This window comes from Massilia sp. S19_KUP03_FR1 (assembly GCF_036688685.1).
Classification (GTDB): Bacteria; Pseudomonadota; Gammaproteobacteria; order Burkholderiales; family Burkholderiaceae_D; genus JALYUM01.
Genome location: NZ_JAQQPS010000024.1, coordinates 30,257 through 46,027, shown reverse-complemented (window position 1 = coordinate 46,027; position 15,771 = coordinate 30,257). Strand labels below are relative to the sequence as shown.

Annotated in this window: 15 protein-coding genes; 7 read left to right on the top strand and 8 right to left on the bottom strand. The window is 64.0% G+C overall.

What is annotated here, in order from left to right; translation table 11 throughout:
- Positions 1–116: 116 nt before the first annotated feature.
- The 3 genes from V6M87_RS22635 to V6M87_RS22625 all read left to right on the top strand — a co-directional run bounded on the left by V6M87_RS22635 (position 117) and on the right by V6M87_RS22625 (position 3,823).
- On the top strand, positions 117–1,289 hold the full coding sequence (locus V6M87_RS22635; RefSeq protein WP_332878933.1) for a cytochrome P450: 1,173 nt from the start codon (positions 117–119) through the stop codon (positions 1,287–1,289).
- Entirely contained in the window at positions 1,286–1,630 is a 345-nt protein-coding gene (locus V6M87_RS22630) for an antibiotic biosynthesis monooxygenase family protein (RefSeq protein ID WP_332878932.1), read from the top strand. Before V6M87_RS22635 ends, V6M87_RS22630 begins: the two co-directional genes overlap by 4 nt.
- Before the next feature lie 156 nt (positions 1,631–1,786).
- Positions 1,787–3,823: a M13 family metallopeptidase gene (locus V6M87_RS22625; RefSeq protein ID WP_332878931.1), complete on the top strand. Its 2,037-nt coding sequence runs from the start codon at positions 1,787–1,789 to the stop codon at positions 3,821–3,823.
- A gap of 27 nt (positions 3,824–3,850) precedes the next feature.
- Here V6M87_RS22625 and V6M87_RS22620 read toward each other — a convergent pair whose 3' ends face one another.
- Positions 3,851–4,471 carry a nucleoside/nucleotide kinase family protein gene (locus V6M87_RS22620; protein ID WP_332878930.1) on the bottom strand — a complete coding sequence of 207 codons (621 nt, stop codon included), beginning with the start codon at positions 4,469–4,471 and terminating at the stop codon, positions 3,851–3,853.
- A 184-nt stretch (positions 4,472–4,655) separates the two neighbouring features.
- Between V6M87_RS22620 and V6M87_RS22615 the strand changes: the two genes are divergently transcribed.
- The 4 genes from V6M87_RS22615 to V6M87_RS22600 all read left to right on the top strand — a co-directional run bounded on the left by V6M87_RS22615 (position 4,656) and on the right by V6M87_RS22600 (position 8,773).
- Positions 4,656–5,657 carry a sugar ABC transporter substrate-binding protein gene (locus V6M87_RS22615; RefSeq protein WP_332878929.1) on the top strand — a complete coding sequence of 334 codons (1,002 nt, stop codon included), beginning with the start codon at positions 4,656–4,658 and terminating at the stop codon, positions 5,655–5,657.
- Positions 5,658–5,822: 165 nt separating this feature from the next.
- Positions 5,823–6,761, top strand: a complete 939-nt coding sequence (locus tag V6M87_RS22610; protein WP_332878962.1) for an ABC transporter permease — start codon at positions 5,823–5,825, stop codon at positions 6,759–6,761.
- A gap of 1 nt (position 6,762) precedes the next feature.
- Entirely contained in the window at positions 6,763–7,557 is a 795-nt protein-coding gene (locus V6M87_RS22605; protein ID WP_332878928.1) for an ATP-binding cassette domain-containing protein, read from the top strand.
- Positions 7,550–8,773: an AGE family epimerase/isomerase gene (locus V6M87_RS22600; protein ID WP_332878927.1), complete on the top strand. Its 1,224-nt coding sequence runs from the start codon at positions 7,550–7,552 to the stop codon at positions 8,771–8,773. The genes V6M87_RS22605 and V6M87_RS22600 overlap by 8 nt, the downstream gene beginning before the upstream one ends.
- A 500-nt stretch (positions 8,774–9,273) precedes the next feature.
- Here the strand turns inward: V6M87_RS22600 and V6M87_RS22595 are convergent, their stop codons facing one another.
- From V6M87_RS22595 to V6M87_RS22565, 7 genes are all read right to left on the bottom strand, one after another.
- Positions 9,274–10,482 (bottom strand): MFS transporter, encoded by a 1,209-nt coding sequence (locus tag V6M87_RS22595; protein WP_332878926.1) that lies wholly within the window; start codon positions 10,480–10,482, stop codon positions 9,274–9,276.
- A gap of 46 nt (positions 10,483–10,528) precedes the next feature.
- Positions 10,529–11,650, bottom strand: coding sequence for a Gfo/Idh/MocA family protein (locus V6M87_RS22590; RefSeq protein ID WP_332878925.1), 1,122 nt, complete (start codon positions 11,648–11,650; stop codon positions 10,529–10,531).
- A gap of 100 nt (positions 11,651–11,750) precedes the next feature.
- A complete protein-coding gene (locus V6M87_RS22585) occupies positions 11,751–12,326 on the bottom strand; it encodes a histidine phosphatase family protein (protein WP_332878924.1) in 576 nt (191 codons plus the stop codon).
- Between the two features lie 132 nt (positions 12,327–12,458).
- Positions 12,459–12,863: a DUF350 domain-containing protein gene (locus V6M87_RS22580; RefSeq protein ID WP_332878923.1), complete on the bottom strand. Its 405-nt coding sequence runs from the start codon at positions 12,861–12,863 to the stop codon at positions 12,459–12,461.
- An 11-nt stretch (positions 12,864–12,874) separates the two neighbouring features.
- On the bottom strand, positions 12,875–14,029 hold the full coding sequence (locus V6M87_RS22575) for a glutathionylspermidine synthase family protein (protein ID WP_332878922.1): 1,155 nt from the start codon (positions 14,027–14,029) through the stop codon (positions 12,875–12,877).
- Complete coding sequence (locus V6M87_RS22570) at positions 14,030–14,449, bottom strand: hypothetical protein (protein ID WP_332878921.1); 420 nt, start codon at positions 14,447–14,449, stop codon at positions 14,030–14,032.
- A complete protein-coding gene (locus V6M87_RS22565; protein ID WP_332878920.1) occupies positions 14,446–15,756 on the bottom strand; it encodes a saccharopine dehydrogenase NADP-binding domain-containing protein in 1,311 nt (436 codons plus the stop codon). The genes V6M87_RS22570 and V6M87_RS22565 overlap by 4 nt, the downstream gene beginning before the upstream one ends.
- Between the last annotated feature and the right edge of the window lie 15 nt (positions 15,757–15,771).

Sequence of the window (15,771 nt, the reverse complement as noted above, 5' to 3'; positions counted from 1 at the left end):
CGTTCTCTCTCTCCCTCTCTCGGTTCGCACAGGCTGTGCATCCACAGTTTGATAGTAAGCGAATTGTTCAATGCGATCCATTCTTACAATGCATTTTTCATCAACGCCACCATCCCATGCCGCCATCGAACGCCATCGCCGCCGCCAGCCACCACGATCCTTATCCCTATTACCGCCGCCTGCTGGCCGGCCCACCGCTGCAGTTCGATGCTGGCCTGGGCCTGTGGATTGCCAGCCGGGCAAATGTGATACGGGAGGTGCTGGATCATCCGCTGTGCCAGGTACGACCGGCGCAGGAGCCCGTACCCGCAAGCATTGCCGGCAGCAGCGCCGGCGCCATCTTTGCCCGGCTGATCCGGATGAACGAGGGCCCCGCGCATGCCGCTCCGAAGCAGGCAATCGGACAGGCGCTGGGCGCACTGGATCTGGACGCCGTTGCCACCAGTACGCACCAGTTTGCACGCATGCTCAGCGCGCGCCAGGCGCTGCACCACGGGGCAGCGCTGACCAGCTGGATCTTCGACCTGCCGACCTGGGTCGTGGCCGACCTGCTCGGTGTGCGCCATGCCGAACTGCCGCACATGGCGGCGTCGATGGCCGATTTCGTGCGCTGCCTGTCGCCCCTGTCGACGGCGGCGCAGCTGGCCGATGCCAGCACGGCCGCGCAAGCCTTGTCTGCCCGATGCGGCCAACTGGCGCCAGGCGGCTTGCTGGCAGATCTTCATCGTCAGGCTGCGCGCATGGGCTGGGTCGACCAGGATGCGATTCTGGCCAACCTGATCGGCTTGCTGTCGCAAACCCACGAAGCAACTGCCGGCCTGATTGGCAACAGCATCGTCGCCTTGCTGAAGCAGCCGCATTTGCAAGCCCGCCTGCGCGCCGATCCGCACCTTGCTGCGGCGCTGGTGCAGGAAGTCGCACGCTTCGATCCGCCGGTACAAAACACGCGCCGCTTCGTGGCGCAGGCGACCAGCGTGGCAGGCGTGGCGCTGCAACCTGGCGCCAGCATCCTGCTGCTACTGGCGGCCGCCGGTCGTGATGCGCAAGCCTTTCCGGAACCGGACGTTCTCATGCTGGAGCGCCCTGCGCATTGTCCGATCGGCTTCGGGCATGGGCGCCATGCCTGTCCGGGCCAGGCGCTCGCCATGCGCATTGCGACGAGCGCTGTGCAACACCTCCTGTCAGTGCCGCTGGTGCTCGATCCGGGCCTGCTCGGCTGGACCTGGCGGGCCTCCGCCAATGCCCGCCTGCCACAGTTTTTCACGCGCTCGTCGAAGGAACAGCCATGATTGCCGTCATTTTTGAAGTCGTACCACATGCCCACGCCAGACCAGACTACCTGGCCATGGCGGCGCGCCTGGCCCCGATGCTGACCGACGTCGATGGTTTCATCTCGATCGAGCGCTTTCAAAGCCTGCATCAGCCGGACAAGATCCTGTCGCTGTCGTTCTGGCGCGACGAAGCAGCGGTGCAATGCTGGCGCAATACCGAAGAGCATCGTGCGGCGCAAGCACAAGGCCGCGACGCCATCTTCGCCGATTACCGCCTGCGCATTGCAGCCGTCGTGCGCGACTACGGCTTGCTGGCGCGCGAGCAGGCACCGCAGGACAGCCGGGCGATGCACGGCTGACCGGGAACGCGCGCCACGGCCGCAATGCCAACGTATTGACGAAATGGGCCAGGATAAAAGCACCTGCGCGCTCCCGCCGGCGCGCGTATAATTTTGCGGCGCATGCCCATCCATCGCCTGCCCGCCAGTGTGCAATCCACCATCAAAGGATGTTTCGTGAACCGTTCGCTCGTCAATGCCGCCTGTTGTGCCCTGCTCCTCTGTTCCGCCCCATCGCTGTACGCCCAGACGCCTGCTCCGGTGTCCGGCATCGACCTGAAAACACTCGATCCCGCCATCCGTCCGCAAGACGATTTTTATGGCTACGTGAACGGCGTCTGGACCCGCAACACCGCCATTCCGGCCGACAAATCGACCTGGGGTACCTATATCGAATTGCGCGAAACCGCGCAGGGACAACTGCGCAAGGTGATCGAGGCGACGCTGAAGCATCCCGGCAAGGCCGGCAGTGAGACGCACAAGATCGCCGACCTGTACACCAGCTTCATGGACCAGAAAGCGCGCGACGGCGCCGGCTTCAAGCCCCTGCGCGCCGAGCTCGCGCGCGTTGCCGCGCTGACCGACAAGAAGGACCTGCCGGCGCTGTTCGCCACCCTGCAGCGCAGCGGCATTGCGACGCCCTTCTCGGCCGGCGTGTCGCCCGATGCGCAGGATCCCGAGCACTACACCGTCTATGTCAACCAGTCCGGCCTGGGTTTGCCCGACCGCGACTACTACCTCAAGGATGACGACGCCAAGCTGAAAGCCGTGCGCGCGAAATATCTGACGCATATCGCCACCATGCTGACCATGAGCGGCGACCAGGACGCGGCCAGCCACGCGGCCCAGGTCCTCGATGTCGAAACGCGCCTGGCCCAGGCCCAATGGACGCGCGTGCAGATGCGCGATCCGGTCAAATCTTACAACCGCGTGGCCTTCGACCAGTTCGCCGCGCTGGCGCCCGCCTTCGACTGGCAAGCCTACTTCACGGCCGCCGGTATGGCGCCGAAAGTGTCCTCGGCGGTGGTGCGCCAGCCGAGCTTCCTGACGGGTTTTTCCGAGACCGTGGCCAATGTCCCGGTCGAAGCATGGAAGAGTTATCTGGCGTGGCGCGTCATCGACAGCTACGCCGAGTACCTCGACAGCGCGACCGTGAAGGAAAGTTTCGCCTTCGACGGCACGGTCCTGCGCGGCACGCCGCAAAGCGAACCGGAATGGCAACTCGCCCTGCGCTTCACCGACGGCGCCGTCAGCGACGCGGTCGGCAAGCTGTACGTCAAAACCTACCTGGCGCCGGAGACCAAGCCGCGCGTGATGGCCATGTTCGACAATTTCGTCGCCTCGTTCAAGGACGGCATCGACAAGCTCGAATGGATGGGCCCGCAGACCAAACTGGAAGCGCAGCGCAAACTTGCCGCGCTCAAGCCGAATATCGCCTACCCGAACAAGTGGAAAGACTACAGCGCGCTGACGACGTCGCCGCGCGACCTGGTCGCCAACGTGCGCGCGGCGCGCCTCTGGAGCCGCCAGCGCAACCTCGACAAGCTGGGCAAGCCAGTCGACCGCGACGAATGGTCGATGACGGCGCAAACCGTGAACGCCAGCTACAACCCGTCGCTCAATGCCATCACGATTCCGGCCGCGATCCTGCAACCGCCGTTCTTCAATCTGAAAGCGGAAGACGCCGTCAATTACGGCCTGCTCGGGATCACCTTCGGCCACGAGATCAGCCACGCATTCGACGATTCCGGCAGCCAGTACGACGCCAAAGGCCGCCTGCGCAACTGGTGGACCGACGCCGACCGCAGCGCGTTCAAGGCGCTGGCCGCCGGCCTGGTCAAGCAATACGGCGCCTACAGCCCGGTGCCCGGCTACTACATCAACGGCGAGCTGACGCTGGGCGAAAACATCGGCGACAACTCCGGCCTGTCGCTGACCTATCGTGCCTATGAGCGGTCCTTGCACGGCAAGCCGTCGCCGGTACTCGACGGCCTGAGCGGCGAGCAGCGCCTGTACATCGGCTTCGCAATGAAATGGCGCGCCAAGTTGCGCCCGGAAGCGGCCATCGCCCAGATCAAGAGCGACCCGCATTCGCCCGGCGAATTCCGCGCCAAGGGCACCGTCATGAACCAGCCCGGTTTTTACAAGGCCTTCGACATCAAGCCGGGCGATCCGATGTATCTGGCGCCGGAACAGCGCGTGATCATGTGGTAGTGAACCTGGTGCTGACCTGGCGTATCGTCAGGTCAGCACCACGTCGGCGCGCGCACGCGTGGCCGCCACCAGCACCGCATTCGCCTCGTCGCTGCGCATGACCCACGCGCGCGCCTGGTCCGGCGTGCGCCCGTAATGGACATGGCGCGCCACCAGGCGGTCACGGCGCAGTGCGTCGTCGATGTCGATGTACCACACCGCATCGAGCTGCGCCCGCACACCGGCCCAGTGCCCGTCACCGAGCAGCAGATAATTCCCTTCCGTGATCACCAGCTCGATTTCCGGCGGCACTGCAATCGCGCCCGCCACGGGCTCCTCGATCTCGCGCCGGAATGCCGGCGCATACACCACTTCCCCCGCCGCGCGCCGCCGCAGGCGCGCCAGCAGCGCCACATAGCCGGCGCTGTCGAAGGTGTGCGGTGCGCCCTTGCGGTCGGCATACCCCAGGCGCGCCAGTTCCGCGTTGGCCAGGTGAAAGCCGTCCATCGGCACCACCACGGCGCGCCCGGGCAGCGCAGCCAGCAGCTGCGCCGCCACGGTGGATTTGCCGGCGCCGGGCGCGCCCGCCAGGCCCAGCATGGTGCGCTGGCCAGGCACCAGGCTGGCAACCAGCCGGGTCACTGCGTGTTCGATATCAAGCGTCTCCATGGAACCTCTCGCGCAAAGCATCGTCAAATTCTGTAGAGATTAACGGTTCGATCCGGGCTGCGTCAATGCACAGGCGAGCCAGCCTGAACCAGATAACCATTGTTTTATCAAACCGATAAGCTTATATTTTAGGTAGCGCGGCGCAAACACTGCCCGCGTTTTATAAAAAATATGAGGAGACAGAATGAACGCAAAGCATTGCATCGCAGTGGGACTGGTCGCATCCGTCGCAGTAAGCGCAACCCTTGCCAACGCCGCCGAACCCATCATTGGCCTGATTACCAAAACCGAAACCAATCCCTTCTTCGTCAAAATGAAGGAAGGCGCGCAGCAGGCCGCCCAGAAGCAAGGCGCAAAACTGTTGACGGCCGCCGGCAAGGCCGACGGCGACAATGCGGGCCAGGTCACGGCCATCGAGAACATGGTCTCGGCCGGTGCCAAAGCCATCCTGATCACACCCAACGATTCGAAAGCCATCGTCCCGGCCATCAAGAAAGCGCGCGACCAGGGCGTGATGGTGATCGCGCTCGACAGCCCGGCCGAACCGGCCAACGCCACCGATGCCCTGTTCGCCACCGATAACTTCAAGGCCGGCCAGCTGATCGGTCAATACGCCAAAGTCGCCTTCGCCGGCAAGCCGGTCAAAATCGCCACACTCGACCTGTTCCCTGGCCACCCGGTCGGCATCGCCCGCCACAATGGCTTTTTGGCCGGCATGGGCGTGCCGGGCATCACCGCCCAGACGGTGGGCCAGTCCACCGGCCCGAATGTGGTGTGCGCGGCCGACAGCTACGGCGACCAGGGCAAGGGCCAGACAGCCATGGAAAACTGCCTGCAAAAAAATCCCGACATCAACCTGGTCTACACCATCAATGAACCGGCTGCGGCCGGCGCATACAAAGCGCTGAAGGCTGCCGGCAAAGAGAAAGGCGTGATGATCGTCTCGATCGACGGCGGCTGCGCGGGCGTGCGCGACCTGAAGGCCGGCGTGATTGCCGCCACCGCGCAGCAGTATCCTTTGAAAATGGCGGGCCTGGGCGTGGAGGCCGGCGTGGCGTATGCCAAAACCGGCAAGAAGGCCAGTGGCTATGTCGACACCGGCGTCACCTTGATCTCCGAGCGGCCGCAAACCGGCGTCGCCAGCCGCGACGCTGCCTTCGGCACGAGCGGCTGCTGGGGCAAGTAGGCAGCAAGCAAGTAACCACGTAAGGAAACAGCGCATCACTGTCACGTTATCTGCCAAAGGAACCGCATGCAAGCAAACCAGAAAGCCGCGTCAACCCATGACGCGGCGCAGGCCGACAGTGGCGCCGCCACTGAACGGCAAACGCCGCAACAGCGACTCAAAGAAATGCTGCCGCCCATGAACGTGCTCGGCTCGCTGGCGGCGTTGCTGGCTGCCTGCCTGTTCTTCGCCACGCAGTCCGACCGCTTTTTGAGCGGCCAGAACTTTTCGCTGATCCTGCAGCAGGTGATGGTGGTCGGCGTGATCGCCATCGGTCAGACCCTCATCATCCTGACCGCCGGCATCGACCTGTCGTGCGGCATGGCCATGGCGCTGGGCTCGGTGGTCATCACCAAGCTCGCCGTCGACCATGGCATGCACCCGGGGCTGGCCGTGTTGTGCGGGGTGGCTGTGTGCGTGCTGATCGGCTATGTCAACGGCGCGCTGGTCACGGCCATCAAACTGCCGCCGTTCATCGTCACGCTGGGCACGATGAACATTGTGTTCGCCATCACGCAGATTTATTCGGAGGCGCAGACCGTCACCGGCCTGCCGGAGGCACTGACGTTTTTCGGCAATACCTTCCGCCTGGGCCAGACCAGCATCACCTACGGCACCGTCCTGATGCTGGCCCTGTATGTGCTCACCTTCCTGTTCCTGCGCGAGACGGCGCCGGGACGCCATCTGTACGCGGTTGGCAACAACCCGGAAGCGGCGCGCCTGACCGGCATTCCCACGGCGCGCGTGCTGCTGACGGTGTACATGGTGGCGGGAATGTTTTACGGCATTGCGGCGCTGCTGTCAGTGGCGCGTATGGGGGTGGGCGATCCGAATGCCGGCCAGACCGATAACCTCGACAGCATCACGGCGGTGGTGTTGGGCGGCACCAGCCTGTTCGGCGGGCGCGGCTCCATCGCCGGCACGCTGGTGGGCGTGCTGATTGTCGGCGTGTTCCGCAATGGCCTGACGCTGATGGGCGTGCCCTCGGTCGTGCAAATCCTCGTCACGGGCGTACTGGTGATCCTCGCGGTTGCCACCGACCAGCTGGCGCACAAGAAAGGTTGACATGAGCACGTCTGAAAACACCACCATCTTCCAGGCCCGTGGCCTGGTCAAACGCTACGGCAGCGTCACTGCCCTCGATGGCACCGACTTCGACCTGCGCGCAGGCGAAATCCTGGCCGTGATCGGTGACAACGGCGCCGGCAAATCGTCGCTGATCAAGGCACTCTCGGGCGCCCTGATTCCCGATGCCGGCGAACTGCGCCTGGACGGCCAGTCGGTCCGCTTCAAGTCCCCGATCGACGCGCGCCGCCATGGCATCGAAACCGTCTACCAGGACCTGGCTGTGGCGCCAGCGATGACCATCGCGGAAAACCTCTACCTGGGCCGCGAAATCCTGCGTCCGGGCGTATTGGGCCGCTGGCTGCGCCTGATCGACAAGCGCCGCATGCTGGTCGAGGCCGAGGGCCATATGCGCGATCTGAAGATCGGCATCCGTTCCATGAAGCAGGCGGTGGGCACGCTGTCCGGCGGCCAGCGCCAGGGCGTGGCAGTGGCGCGCAGCACGGCATTTGCGCGCCACGTGGTGATCCTCGACGAACCGACCGCGGCGCTCGGCGTCAAGGAAGGCAATATGGTGCTTGAACTGATTCGCCGCGTGCGCGAGCGCGGCCTGTCGGTCATCCTCATCAGCCACAACATGCCGCACGTCTTCGAGATCGCCGACCGGATTCACATCCAGCGCCTGGGCAAGCGGGTGGCGGTGGTCGACCCCAGGCACATCAGCATGTCCGACACGGTCGCCGTCATGACCGGCGCCAAGGAGCCCGATGAATTACCCGAACCAGCCCATGCCTGATTTTCGCGATCCCGACACGCTGCTTGGCCACGTTAAGGACACGCTCGCGTTCTACCACCCCCGCTGCATCGACCCGAGCGGCGGGTTTTATCACTATTTCAAGGATGACGGCACGGTGTACGACGCGACCAGCCGCCACCTGGTCAGCAGCACGCGCTTCATTTTCAACTACGCGCAGGCTTACCGCCATTTCAAGGACCCGGCTTATTTACAGGCCGTCCGCCACGGCGTCGCCTTCCTGCGCAGCGCGCACCGCAATCCTGCCAGCGGTGCGTATGCGTGGGAAGTGCGCTGGGTGGATGGCCGCGCCCTGTCCCTCGACCCCACCAACCACTGCTACGGGCTGGCCTTCGTGTTGCTGGCGTATGCCCATGCCTTTGCCGCCGGCATGCTTGACGCGCGCGCCTGGATCGATGAAACCTATGCGCTGATGGAAGCGCGCTTCTGGGATGCGGCGTTCGGCCTGTATGCGGACCAGGCCAGCGCCGACTGGTCGACGCGCGATCCGTATCGCGGCCAGAACGCCAATATGCACTGCTGCGAAGCCTTGCTCGCCGCTTACGAAGCGACCGGCGCGCCGCATTTTCTGCACCGCGCCGAACAGCTGGCGCACAACATCACGGTGCGCCAGGCGGCGTTGGCTGATGGGCTGATCTGGGAGCACTACCACGCCGACTGGTCGATCGACTGGAACTACAACCGCGACGATCCCAAAAACCTGTTCCGTCCGTGGAGCTTCCAGCCCGGCCATTTCACCGAATGGGCCAAGCTGCTGCTCAATCTCGAACGCCACGGCGCCCACTTGCGCGGCGCGCCCGACTGGCTGCTGCCGCGCGCGCAGGCGCTGTTCGATGGCGCCGTCACGCGCGCCTGGGACCATGCGCACGGCGGCCTGTGTTACGGCTTCGGACCGGATAGTCATGTCTGCGACGACGACAAATACTTCTGGGTGCAAGCCGAAAGTATCGCCGCAGCGGCCGTGCTGGCGGTTCGCACTGGCGATTGGGCCTACTGGGACTGGTACGCGCGCTTATGGGCGTATAGCTGGACGCATTTTGTCGACCACCGCTACGGCGCCTGGTTCAGGATCCTGGGCGGCGATAACCGCAAGTTGAGCGACGAAAAAAGCCCGGCCGGCAAAACCGATTACCACACCATGGGCGCCTGTTACGAAGTGCTTAAAGTACTCGGCGCCGCACCCGCGGCCGGCGCTTGATGCGGTCCGGTGCGCTCAAAAGCGAGTTACTTGCCCAGCACGGAGAAATACAGCGACACGCCCATCATTACAACGAACAAACCCAGGAACACGAAAAGTGCGAGTGCTTCTGCGCGTTTTGCCTGGATGGATTTCAAACTATGGCGTGATGTTGTCATTGGATGCATTCAAAATGCCCAGCTGCTTGGCGCCATCGATCATCGAAGCGTTCGTCACCTGGTGCGGTGGATAACGCATTCATATTATTGCTGGACCAATTCCGCAGCAACGCGACTGCCAGTCACAAACATTTTTGCATCTTGTCTTATTGCCTTGACGCGAAGGCAATTCTGGAGCCAGGCCGGGGCCTGGAATGCACGCAAGCGGGGCGCAAGCGTAACGAAATGACCATTACTAGCGGTAATAGAAGCAACGCCGCTGCACGTTTATTTTATGGTAACCGTGTGTAACGCCACGCTCGATTGCAACACCTCGCATTGCCTTGTGGAGAGCATGCAACATCAGCGCGCCGCCGCGCCGCGCCACCATGACCGGCGCCGGGTCTGCACCACGATCAGCAGCGTCAGTCCCAGCGCCGCGCTGGCCGCGTACGCGAACGCACTAGCGCCGAACTGTCCCAGCAACATGCCGCCGGCGACACTGCCGGCAAAGATCGCCAGATTCCACACGGTCGTCATCATCGACTGGGCCACGTCCTGCGCCTCCCCCGCCGCGTTCGACAGTGCCGTCACGAACAGGGTCGCCACGCCGCCAAACGCCAGGCCCCAGAGGGCCACTGCCACATACACGGCAGCGCGCGCGGCGGGCCACAGCGCCAGCAGCGCACACGCGGCCAGGAACAGGACGATGCTGGCCGTGACGAGCCGGGCCAGCCAACGGTCCACCAGCACCCCGACCAGCAACAGGCTGGCCAGCGCGCAGCCGCCGAACAGCGCGAGCAGAAAATCGACCCGCTGCGCCAGCTGCGCCAGTGCAGCCAGCGGCGCAATGTAGGTGTACAGAATATTGTGCGCAAGCACATACAGCAGCAGCACGCCCAGCACCGTCCGCACGCCCGGCAGCAGCAATACGCTGCTCACACGCTGGCGTTGCTGGCCTGGCACGGCGCGCATGGCCGGCAGCTTGACAGCGATCCACACCATCAGCAGCGCGGCCAGCGCGCTGAGGATGCCGAACGCGATGCGCCAGCCCAGCAGATTGCCGGCATAGGTGCCAGCCGGAATGCCGACCGTCAGCGCCAGCGGCGTGCCGGCCATGGCAATCGCGATCGCCCGGCCCTTCTGGTGCGGCGGCACCATCCGCGCCGCGTAGCCCACCAGCATCGACCAGGCCAGGCCGGCGGCCACGCCGCCAATGAAGCGCGCGCCGAAGATGAGCGGCAGGCTGGTGGCGAACGCCGTGACGGTGTTGGCCACCACAAAGCCGGCCAGCGCCGCCAACAACAGCGTGCGCCGGCCCACGCCTTGCGTCGCCACGGCCAGCGGAATGGCGGCCAGCAACGACCCGAGCGCATACATGCCGATCAATTGCCCCATGACGGACTGCGAGCTGTGCAAGCTGGCGGCCAGTTGCGGCAAGAGCCCGGCCGGCAGGACTTCGGTCAGAATCACGACGAAGCTGGCCATGGTCAGGGCCAGCAGGGAGGACAGCGGCAACGGCGCCGCCGCGCGCGCCCGGACAGCGGGCGACAACAAGGTTTCAGGGGTCATATCGGGTGGGCGCGGCGCCCAGCACGGGACGCCGGCCGCAGCAGGTTCAAGCGGCGAGCGTGACGCGCGCGCCAGCAAGGTCGGAGGCGATGATCTGGTCGATCACTGTGTGCATGTTGACGGCGTCGGCGAAGGTCGGCGCCAGCTGCGAACCGTCGCGCACATCGCGGGCGTAGGCCGCGTACAGGTGGGCCAGTTCGGCCACACTGCCGCTCAAAGTGGCATCGGGCAGCCAGTTGTAATGGGCCGGCACCGGCAACACCTGCAAGGCTTGCCCATCGCCGCGCGCACCTTCGAGCAGGTTGTCCGACGGCCCGAAGCTGGTGGCATTGGTGATGCGCAGGTCGCCTTCGGTGCCGGTCAGGTCGATCTGCACGCCGAAGTTGTTGCGCTTGCCCGCTTCCAGCTGGACCGTCAGCACCGCGCCGTTGGCGAAGGTACCGTGCAGCAGCACCTGGTCGGGATTGGTGTGCGCCAGCACCTCGCCGGTATCGACCACGGTCACCTGCTTGATCTGGTTGGCGGTCAGGGCGCTCATGGTGCGCGGAAAGCCGAAGTGTTTGAACAGGATGTCGAGAAAATGGCCGCCGAAAATCGGCAGCAGGTCGGAGAAATTTTCGGGCGGGACGGTGTAGGCCAGATACGGCATGCGGCGCGCGCCGAACGCGTCGACGCTGACGTGCATGCGCACCGAGCGCAGGTCGCCGATATAGCCCTCGGCCAGCAGGTCGGACATGTAGCGATAGCTCGGCGCCAGGCGCCGCTGCAGACCCACCACGTGGCGCACGCCGGCCTGGCTGGCCAGCGCCGCCAGTTCGGCCGACACGGCCGTGCTGGTTGTCAGCGGCCATTCGGAATACACGTCCTTGCCGGCAGCAATGGCCGCGCGGATGCCCGCTTCATGCTGGGGCGCCTGCGTCAGCACCAGCACCAGGTCCACCTCCGGGTGTTCTACCAGTGCCTGCAGCGAGGTGACCGGATAGGCGATGCCATGGCGCGCTGCCACCGCGTGGGCTTTTTCGGCACTGCGGCTGTAGACCGCCGTCAGTTCGAATTCAGGTAGCAAGGCGAGCGCGGGTAAGTGGCCGTATTCGGCCCAGGTACCGGCGCCGACGATACCGACGCGAATTTTTTTGGTGGCCGCTGCGGGCGTGGAGACATCGGTCATGAGAGGGGGTTTCCTGGAAATGGTCGCCCAGCCAATGCTGGGGGCGCCATTCTAACGCGCACGCGCCAGTCGTGCCCGCCGCCCACGAAGAGTGGCGCCCTCAGGGCAGCCACACACCGGCCACCCGCAACGCGCCGGCATCGCCCACGGTCGCCACCACCATTGCGCCCTGCTCGACATAGGGCCCCGCCAGCGCCCGGATATTCACGTCGTGGGTCACCAGCACGATGTTGCCGGCGCCCTTGAACGTGGTCAGCCACGCTTGCGCGGCGCGCAGCTTGCGCGCTTTTGTTTCGGCATCATCGACAAACATTGAGTCCAGCAACGGTGCCGGCGTGACCCGCCCGAACGCCAGTTGCGCCGTGTCCAGGCAGCGGCACCAGCGGCTCGACAGCACGTCGGCGACCGGGATGCCGAGCCGGACAAACTCGGCCCCGATGCGCACGGCATCGCGGCGCCCGGCCTCGGACAGGTTGCGCTGGGTGCCGCACTGGTTCAGCACGAAGCCGTCCGGGTCGCCAGTGCCGGGCGTGGTGGCGGCATGGCGCATCAGGATGACATTGCCGCCGCGGCGCAGTTGCGCCAGCAGTGCCGGATCGGCGGCCGCGCGCGCCGCCAGCATCGGTGCGCTGGCGGCGGCCAGCGTGAGTGCGTAAAGGAAGGTGCGTCGTTGCATGCTGAGCGATGGTTGGTGGAATACTGCATGGTAGCGCCACACTACCGACAGGCGGCGCGCGGCTGACGCAGACCTCGGACCACTTCACTGGCGTTCGTTCGGCGCCGTCGTGAAGGGGTTGAACCAGGCATCTTAGTAACTGATGCAAATGGCGTTGAGCATGCCGACGGCAATCGACATCGTCGCCAACAGGATCGCCGGAGCGACCTTGCGTTCACGAATGCAGTTACCGCACCCATTGATCTTGTGCAGGACCTGGAACAGTACCATCTGCACGATGCCGGTGATCGCTGCCCACTTCGCCATCTCAAACAGATTGTGGGTGTAAAAGATGGCAGCCATCAGCGGAAAAATGAAGCCCAGGATCGCGCCGGAGAAAGCCACCGACGCAGCAACGTTACCGTCCCGGACCTCGCGGAACTCGTTGTACGGCGTCGTGACCGAGTAAATGAACATGAAGGCTGCGAGCAGGACGACCGCCGTGAACAAATAGCCGATGAAGTTGATGAAGCCTGGATCGATCGTGTAGCCGGACATGGGTTTGCCTTTTATTCGAAGAAGTGTGGAACGAAGTGACTCATATTGGTCGTGATGCGGTTGGTATCCTCGCGCACACACATGCCCGCTGCCTCAGCGCCGACCACCCAGGCGCCGATGACGGGAAAGAAGCCATCGTGGGCCTTCAGCTCGGTGAGCAACTGCAACACATGACCTTCCGCGCCGTATGCTTGCTCCTGCCCTTGCGCGATCGCCTTGCTGTCCCGGATCAGGGTGATGTTGGCGCCCTCCCGGGAGAAGAGCGGCTTGCGCGCGTAGGAGGTAAAGTCAGCGGGCAGGACGTCGTGCTCGAAGTAGGCCGGCAGCAGCAGCCGGTGGTCCGGATACAGCTGCCACAGGACCGGCAATATCGCCTTGGTTGAGAACATGGCTTTCCACAGAGGCTCGACGATTTGCGTGTTGGTGTGCAGCAGGTGCACGCCAAAGTCTTCACGCATCATCCATTCCAGAGGGTAAAGCTTGAACAGGACGTCAATCTGCGCATCCTCCCCATCGACGAAGTAGCCCGTGTCATGGTTGAAGCCCAGCGCCTCGGTGAAGACGTGCTGCACGTCGAAACCCGCCTGGACTGCCGTGTCCATGAGGTAGTGGACGCAGATCCAGTCTTCCTCGTTGTCCGAGACCGATGCGAAGTGGATACGCCGCGGCAGCGCACCGGTCGGACGACCCTTCGTCATGATGATGTGCCACTGCTTCACCAGCTTGTCGTGCAAACAATTGTACTGGTCGGCGTGCGGCATCACGTCTTGTAACCAGTCCCATTGCGACACGGCGCTCTCGAGCAGCGATGTCGGTGTATCAGCGTTGAACTCCAACATCTTCGGGCAGCCCTCACCGTCGAAGGCGAAGTCGAACCGACCGTACAGCGTGGGCGCCTCGTTGCGCCACGACGCCGTGACAGCGTCGTGGAACTGCGGCGGGATGCCAAGCAGGCCGAGCTGCTGATTGTTCACGAGATACTCACCGGCCTCTTCCAGCATGTGCAGCAACTCGTTGGTCGCCGCCTCGATGCGGTCCACCTGGAGGGCGGTGAACCTGTATGCCGCTGTTTCTTTCCAATAGTTGTCCCATGCGTGGAAGGACAGACCGCGCGCTTCGAGGCGCAGCGCCTTGTTGGCACGCTCGTCTACACGAATGCGTTGCATCTAGCCTCCGAACGAGCCACTGCTACGACCGCCACCGAAGCCGCCGCGCGAAATCGATGCAGCGCGCTGCGCGGTGACGATGGTGGTGCGCTCCGGCGAATTTGCCGGAGCAGCGGCAGCGCCGCTGCCGTAGCCGTTGTAGGCGCCGTAGTGGCCGGGCATGGCGCGGGTGCGGCCCTGACTGTCGATAACGTAAGGCGTGCGGTTCTCATGGCTATAAAAATAGCGCGGTCCAAGGTAGCCGCCGCCGCTACGCACGCACGCATCGTCGACCCAGTCACGGTCGCAGGCTTCGACCGTCGAGTAGGCGTCCTGACGCACCTCCTGGACTTGCTGCCGGTCAGCGGGATTGCGCGTGCATCCCGCCAGCAGAGCAGTCGAGCCAAGCAGAAGGAGCGGTACAGCTTTCGATTTTTTCATGTTGAATGGATCAAGTAGTCCTGAAGCTGGGGGCGATCTACATCCGCGGGTCGCCAGCCAGTTTCGACGCCGCCTACGTGGCCGAGGCAGGGCAAAGCATCATGGAGGACAAAATTGTGATCGACATCCTCCGGCTCGATCACGCCCTCATGCGGGTGCAGCAACATCCACTTGATCGATGCGACGATCGTCGCGACGACCTGCATCGAGGTGGCGTTGTTGCAAGGCGCCAGTGCTTTGGCTTGCTGAGCAGTAAGGGTAGAACCATACCAGTAAGCGCCGGTATTGTGAATCAGCAGCGCGCCAAGTTCGTCCTGTCCCGTCACAGGATGTTGCATGACGGTTTTCTCGACCGCGCGCACGCACGCGACTTTTCTGCGCAAACGGTCGATCATCTCCCTGGCTTGCTCGCACGGCCGGTAGGCGTAGTACACGGTGGGACGGTACCGGACCAGGCCGTGCTCGCGCACGGTCAGCATGTCTGCAATGGAGTGTGCCTCGTGGTGCGTCACGAGATGCGCCGCCTGCTCACCGACCGAAGGCACCCAGGAGCGCACCCTTGTATCCAATCCGGTCCGCCCCGGCATGGTCACACTGCATGACCTGTCAAAGCCTCGTACATCATTGCGCGGCCCTTCGTGGGAGCCCCACCCCATTTCGACCGGTTGGTGACAAAGCTCCGCGATGAAACCGTCCACCGACCAGGTATTGACAAAGGTGTTGCGCGGGTGGGGCCGCTGATCGTCCTGCGTATCGCATTCGGCAATCTGCACCGTGCTCACGCCAAGGTCCAGCGCCAGCTGCGCGTGATTCCCGCAGAACTTGACGCCTTTGATCAGCGCAAGTTCTTCCAGGCCCATTTTCACAAAATGCGTGATCAGGCCGGGGTTCGCACCGTTGGCCACCAACGCCGTCACCGGTCCCTTGCCGCGCAAGCGCATTGCCTGCTCGCGCAGCGCGTAGTTGGTGATCTGCGCATACTCGTAACCGCCCGCCCAGGGTTCCAGGCAGGTATCGAGGTACAGCACCAGATTCTTGCGGCACCATGCAATTAAGGCGAGCGATGCAACGTTGACCGAAACGTTAATCAGCAAATCACCGGGGGCAAGGCTCGCCGCGAGAACCCGCCGGAAATTATCGGCAGTGAGTGCATGCAGCGCGAACAGCACCCCGTATTGCTGCGCCACGGCAAGACCACGATCGTCGGCGGCGAAGGCGCGAATCGATTCCAGTTGCGGGAAGTGGCGAAGCAGCATCGGCGTGAGCGCCTGGCCGATGCTGCCGTATCCAATCAGGACTATTTTCAATTTTTTTCCACATCC

What these genes read in the sequence shown, in the direction of transcription:
- V6M87_RS22605 (WP_332878928.1), top strand. Translation starts at nt 6,763, where the DNA reads ATGAGCACGTCTGAAAACACCACCATCTTCCAGGCCCGTGGCCTGGTC.
- V6M87_RS22590 (WP_332878925.1), bottom strand. Translation starts at nt 11,650, where the DNA reads ATGACCGATGTCTCCACGCCCGCAGCGGCCACCAAAAAAATTCGCGTC.
- V6M87_RS22585 (WP_332878924.1), bottom strand. Translation starts at nt 12,326, where the DNA reads ATGCAACGACGCACCTTCCTTTACGCACTCACGCTGGCCGCCGCCAGC.
- V6M87_RS22570 (WP_332878921.1), bottom strand. Translation starts at nt 14,449, where the DNA reads ATGAAAAAATCGAAAGCTGTACCGCTCCTTCTGCTTGGCTCGACTGCT.
- V6M87_RS22620 (WP_332878930.1), bottom strand. Translation starts at nt 4,471, where the DNA reads ATGGAGACGCTTGATATCGAACACGCAGTGACCCGGCTGGTTGCCAGC.
- V6M87_RS22610 (WP_332878962.1), top strand. Translation starts at nt 5,823, where the DNA reads ATGCTGCCGCCCATGAACGTGCTCGGCTCGCTGGCGGCGTTGCTGGCT.
- V6M87_RS22615 (WP_332878929.1), top strand. Translation starts at nt 4,656, where the DNA reads ATGAACGCAAAGCATTGCATCGCAGTGGGACTGGTCGCATCCGTCGCA.
- V6M87_RS22595 (WP_332878926.1), bottom strand. Translation starts at nt 10,482, where the DNA reads ATGACCCCTGAAACCTTGTTGTCGCCCGCTGTCCGGGCGCGCGCGGCG.
- V6M87_RS22635 (WP_332878933.1), top strand. Translation starts at nt 117, where the DNA reads ATGCCGCCATCGAACGCCATCGCCGCCGCCAGCCACCACGATCCTTAT.
- V6M87_RS22575 (WP_332878922.1), bottom strand. Translation starts at nt 14,029, where the DNA reads ATGCAACGCATTCGTGTAGACGAGCGTGCCAACAAGGCGCTGCGCCTC.
- V6M87_RS22630 (WP_332878932.1), top strand. Translation starts at nt 1,286, where the DNA reads ATGATTGCCGTCATTTTTGAAGTCGTACCACATGCCCACGCCAGACCA.
- V6M87_RS22600 (WP_332878927.1), top strand. Translation starts at nt 7,550, where the DNA reads ATGCCTGATTTTCGCGATCCCGACACGCTGCTTGGCCACGTTAAGGAC.
- V6M87_RS22580 (WP_332878923.1), bottom strand. Translation starts at nt 12,863, where the DNA reads ATGTCCGGCTACACGATCGATCCAGGCTTCATCAACTTCATCGGCTAT.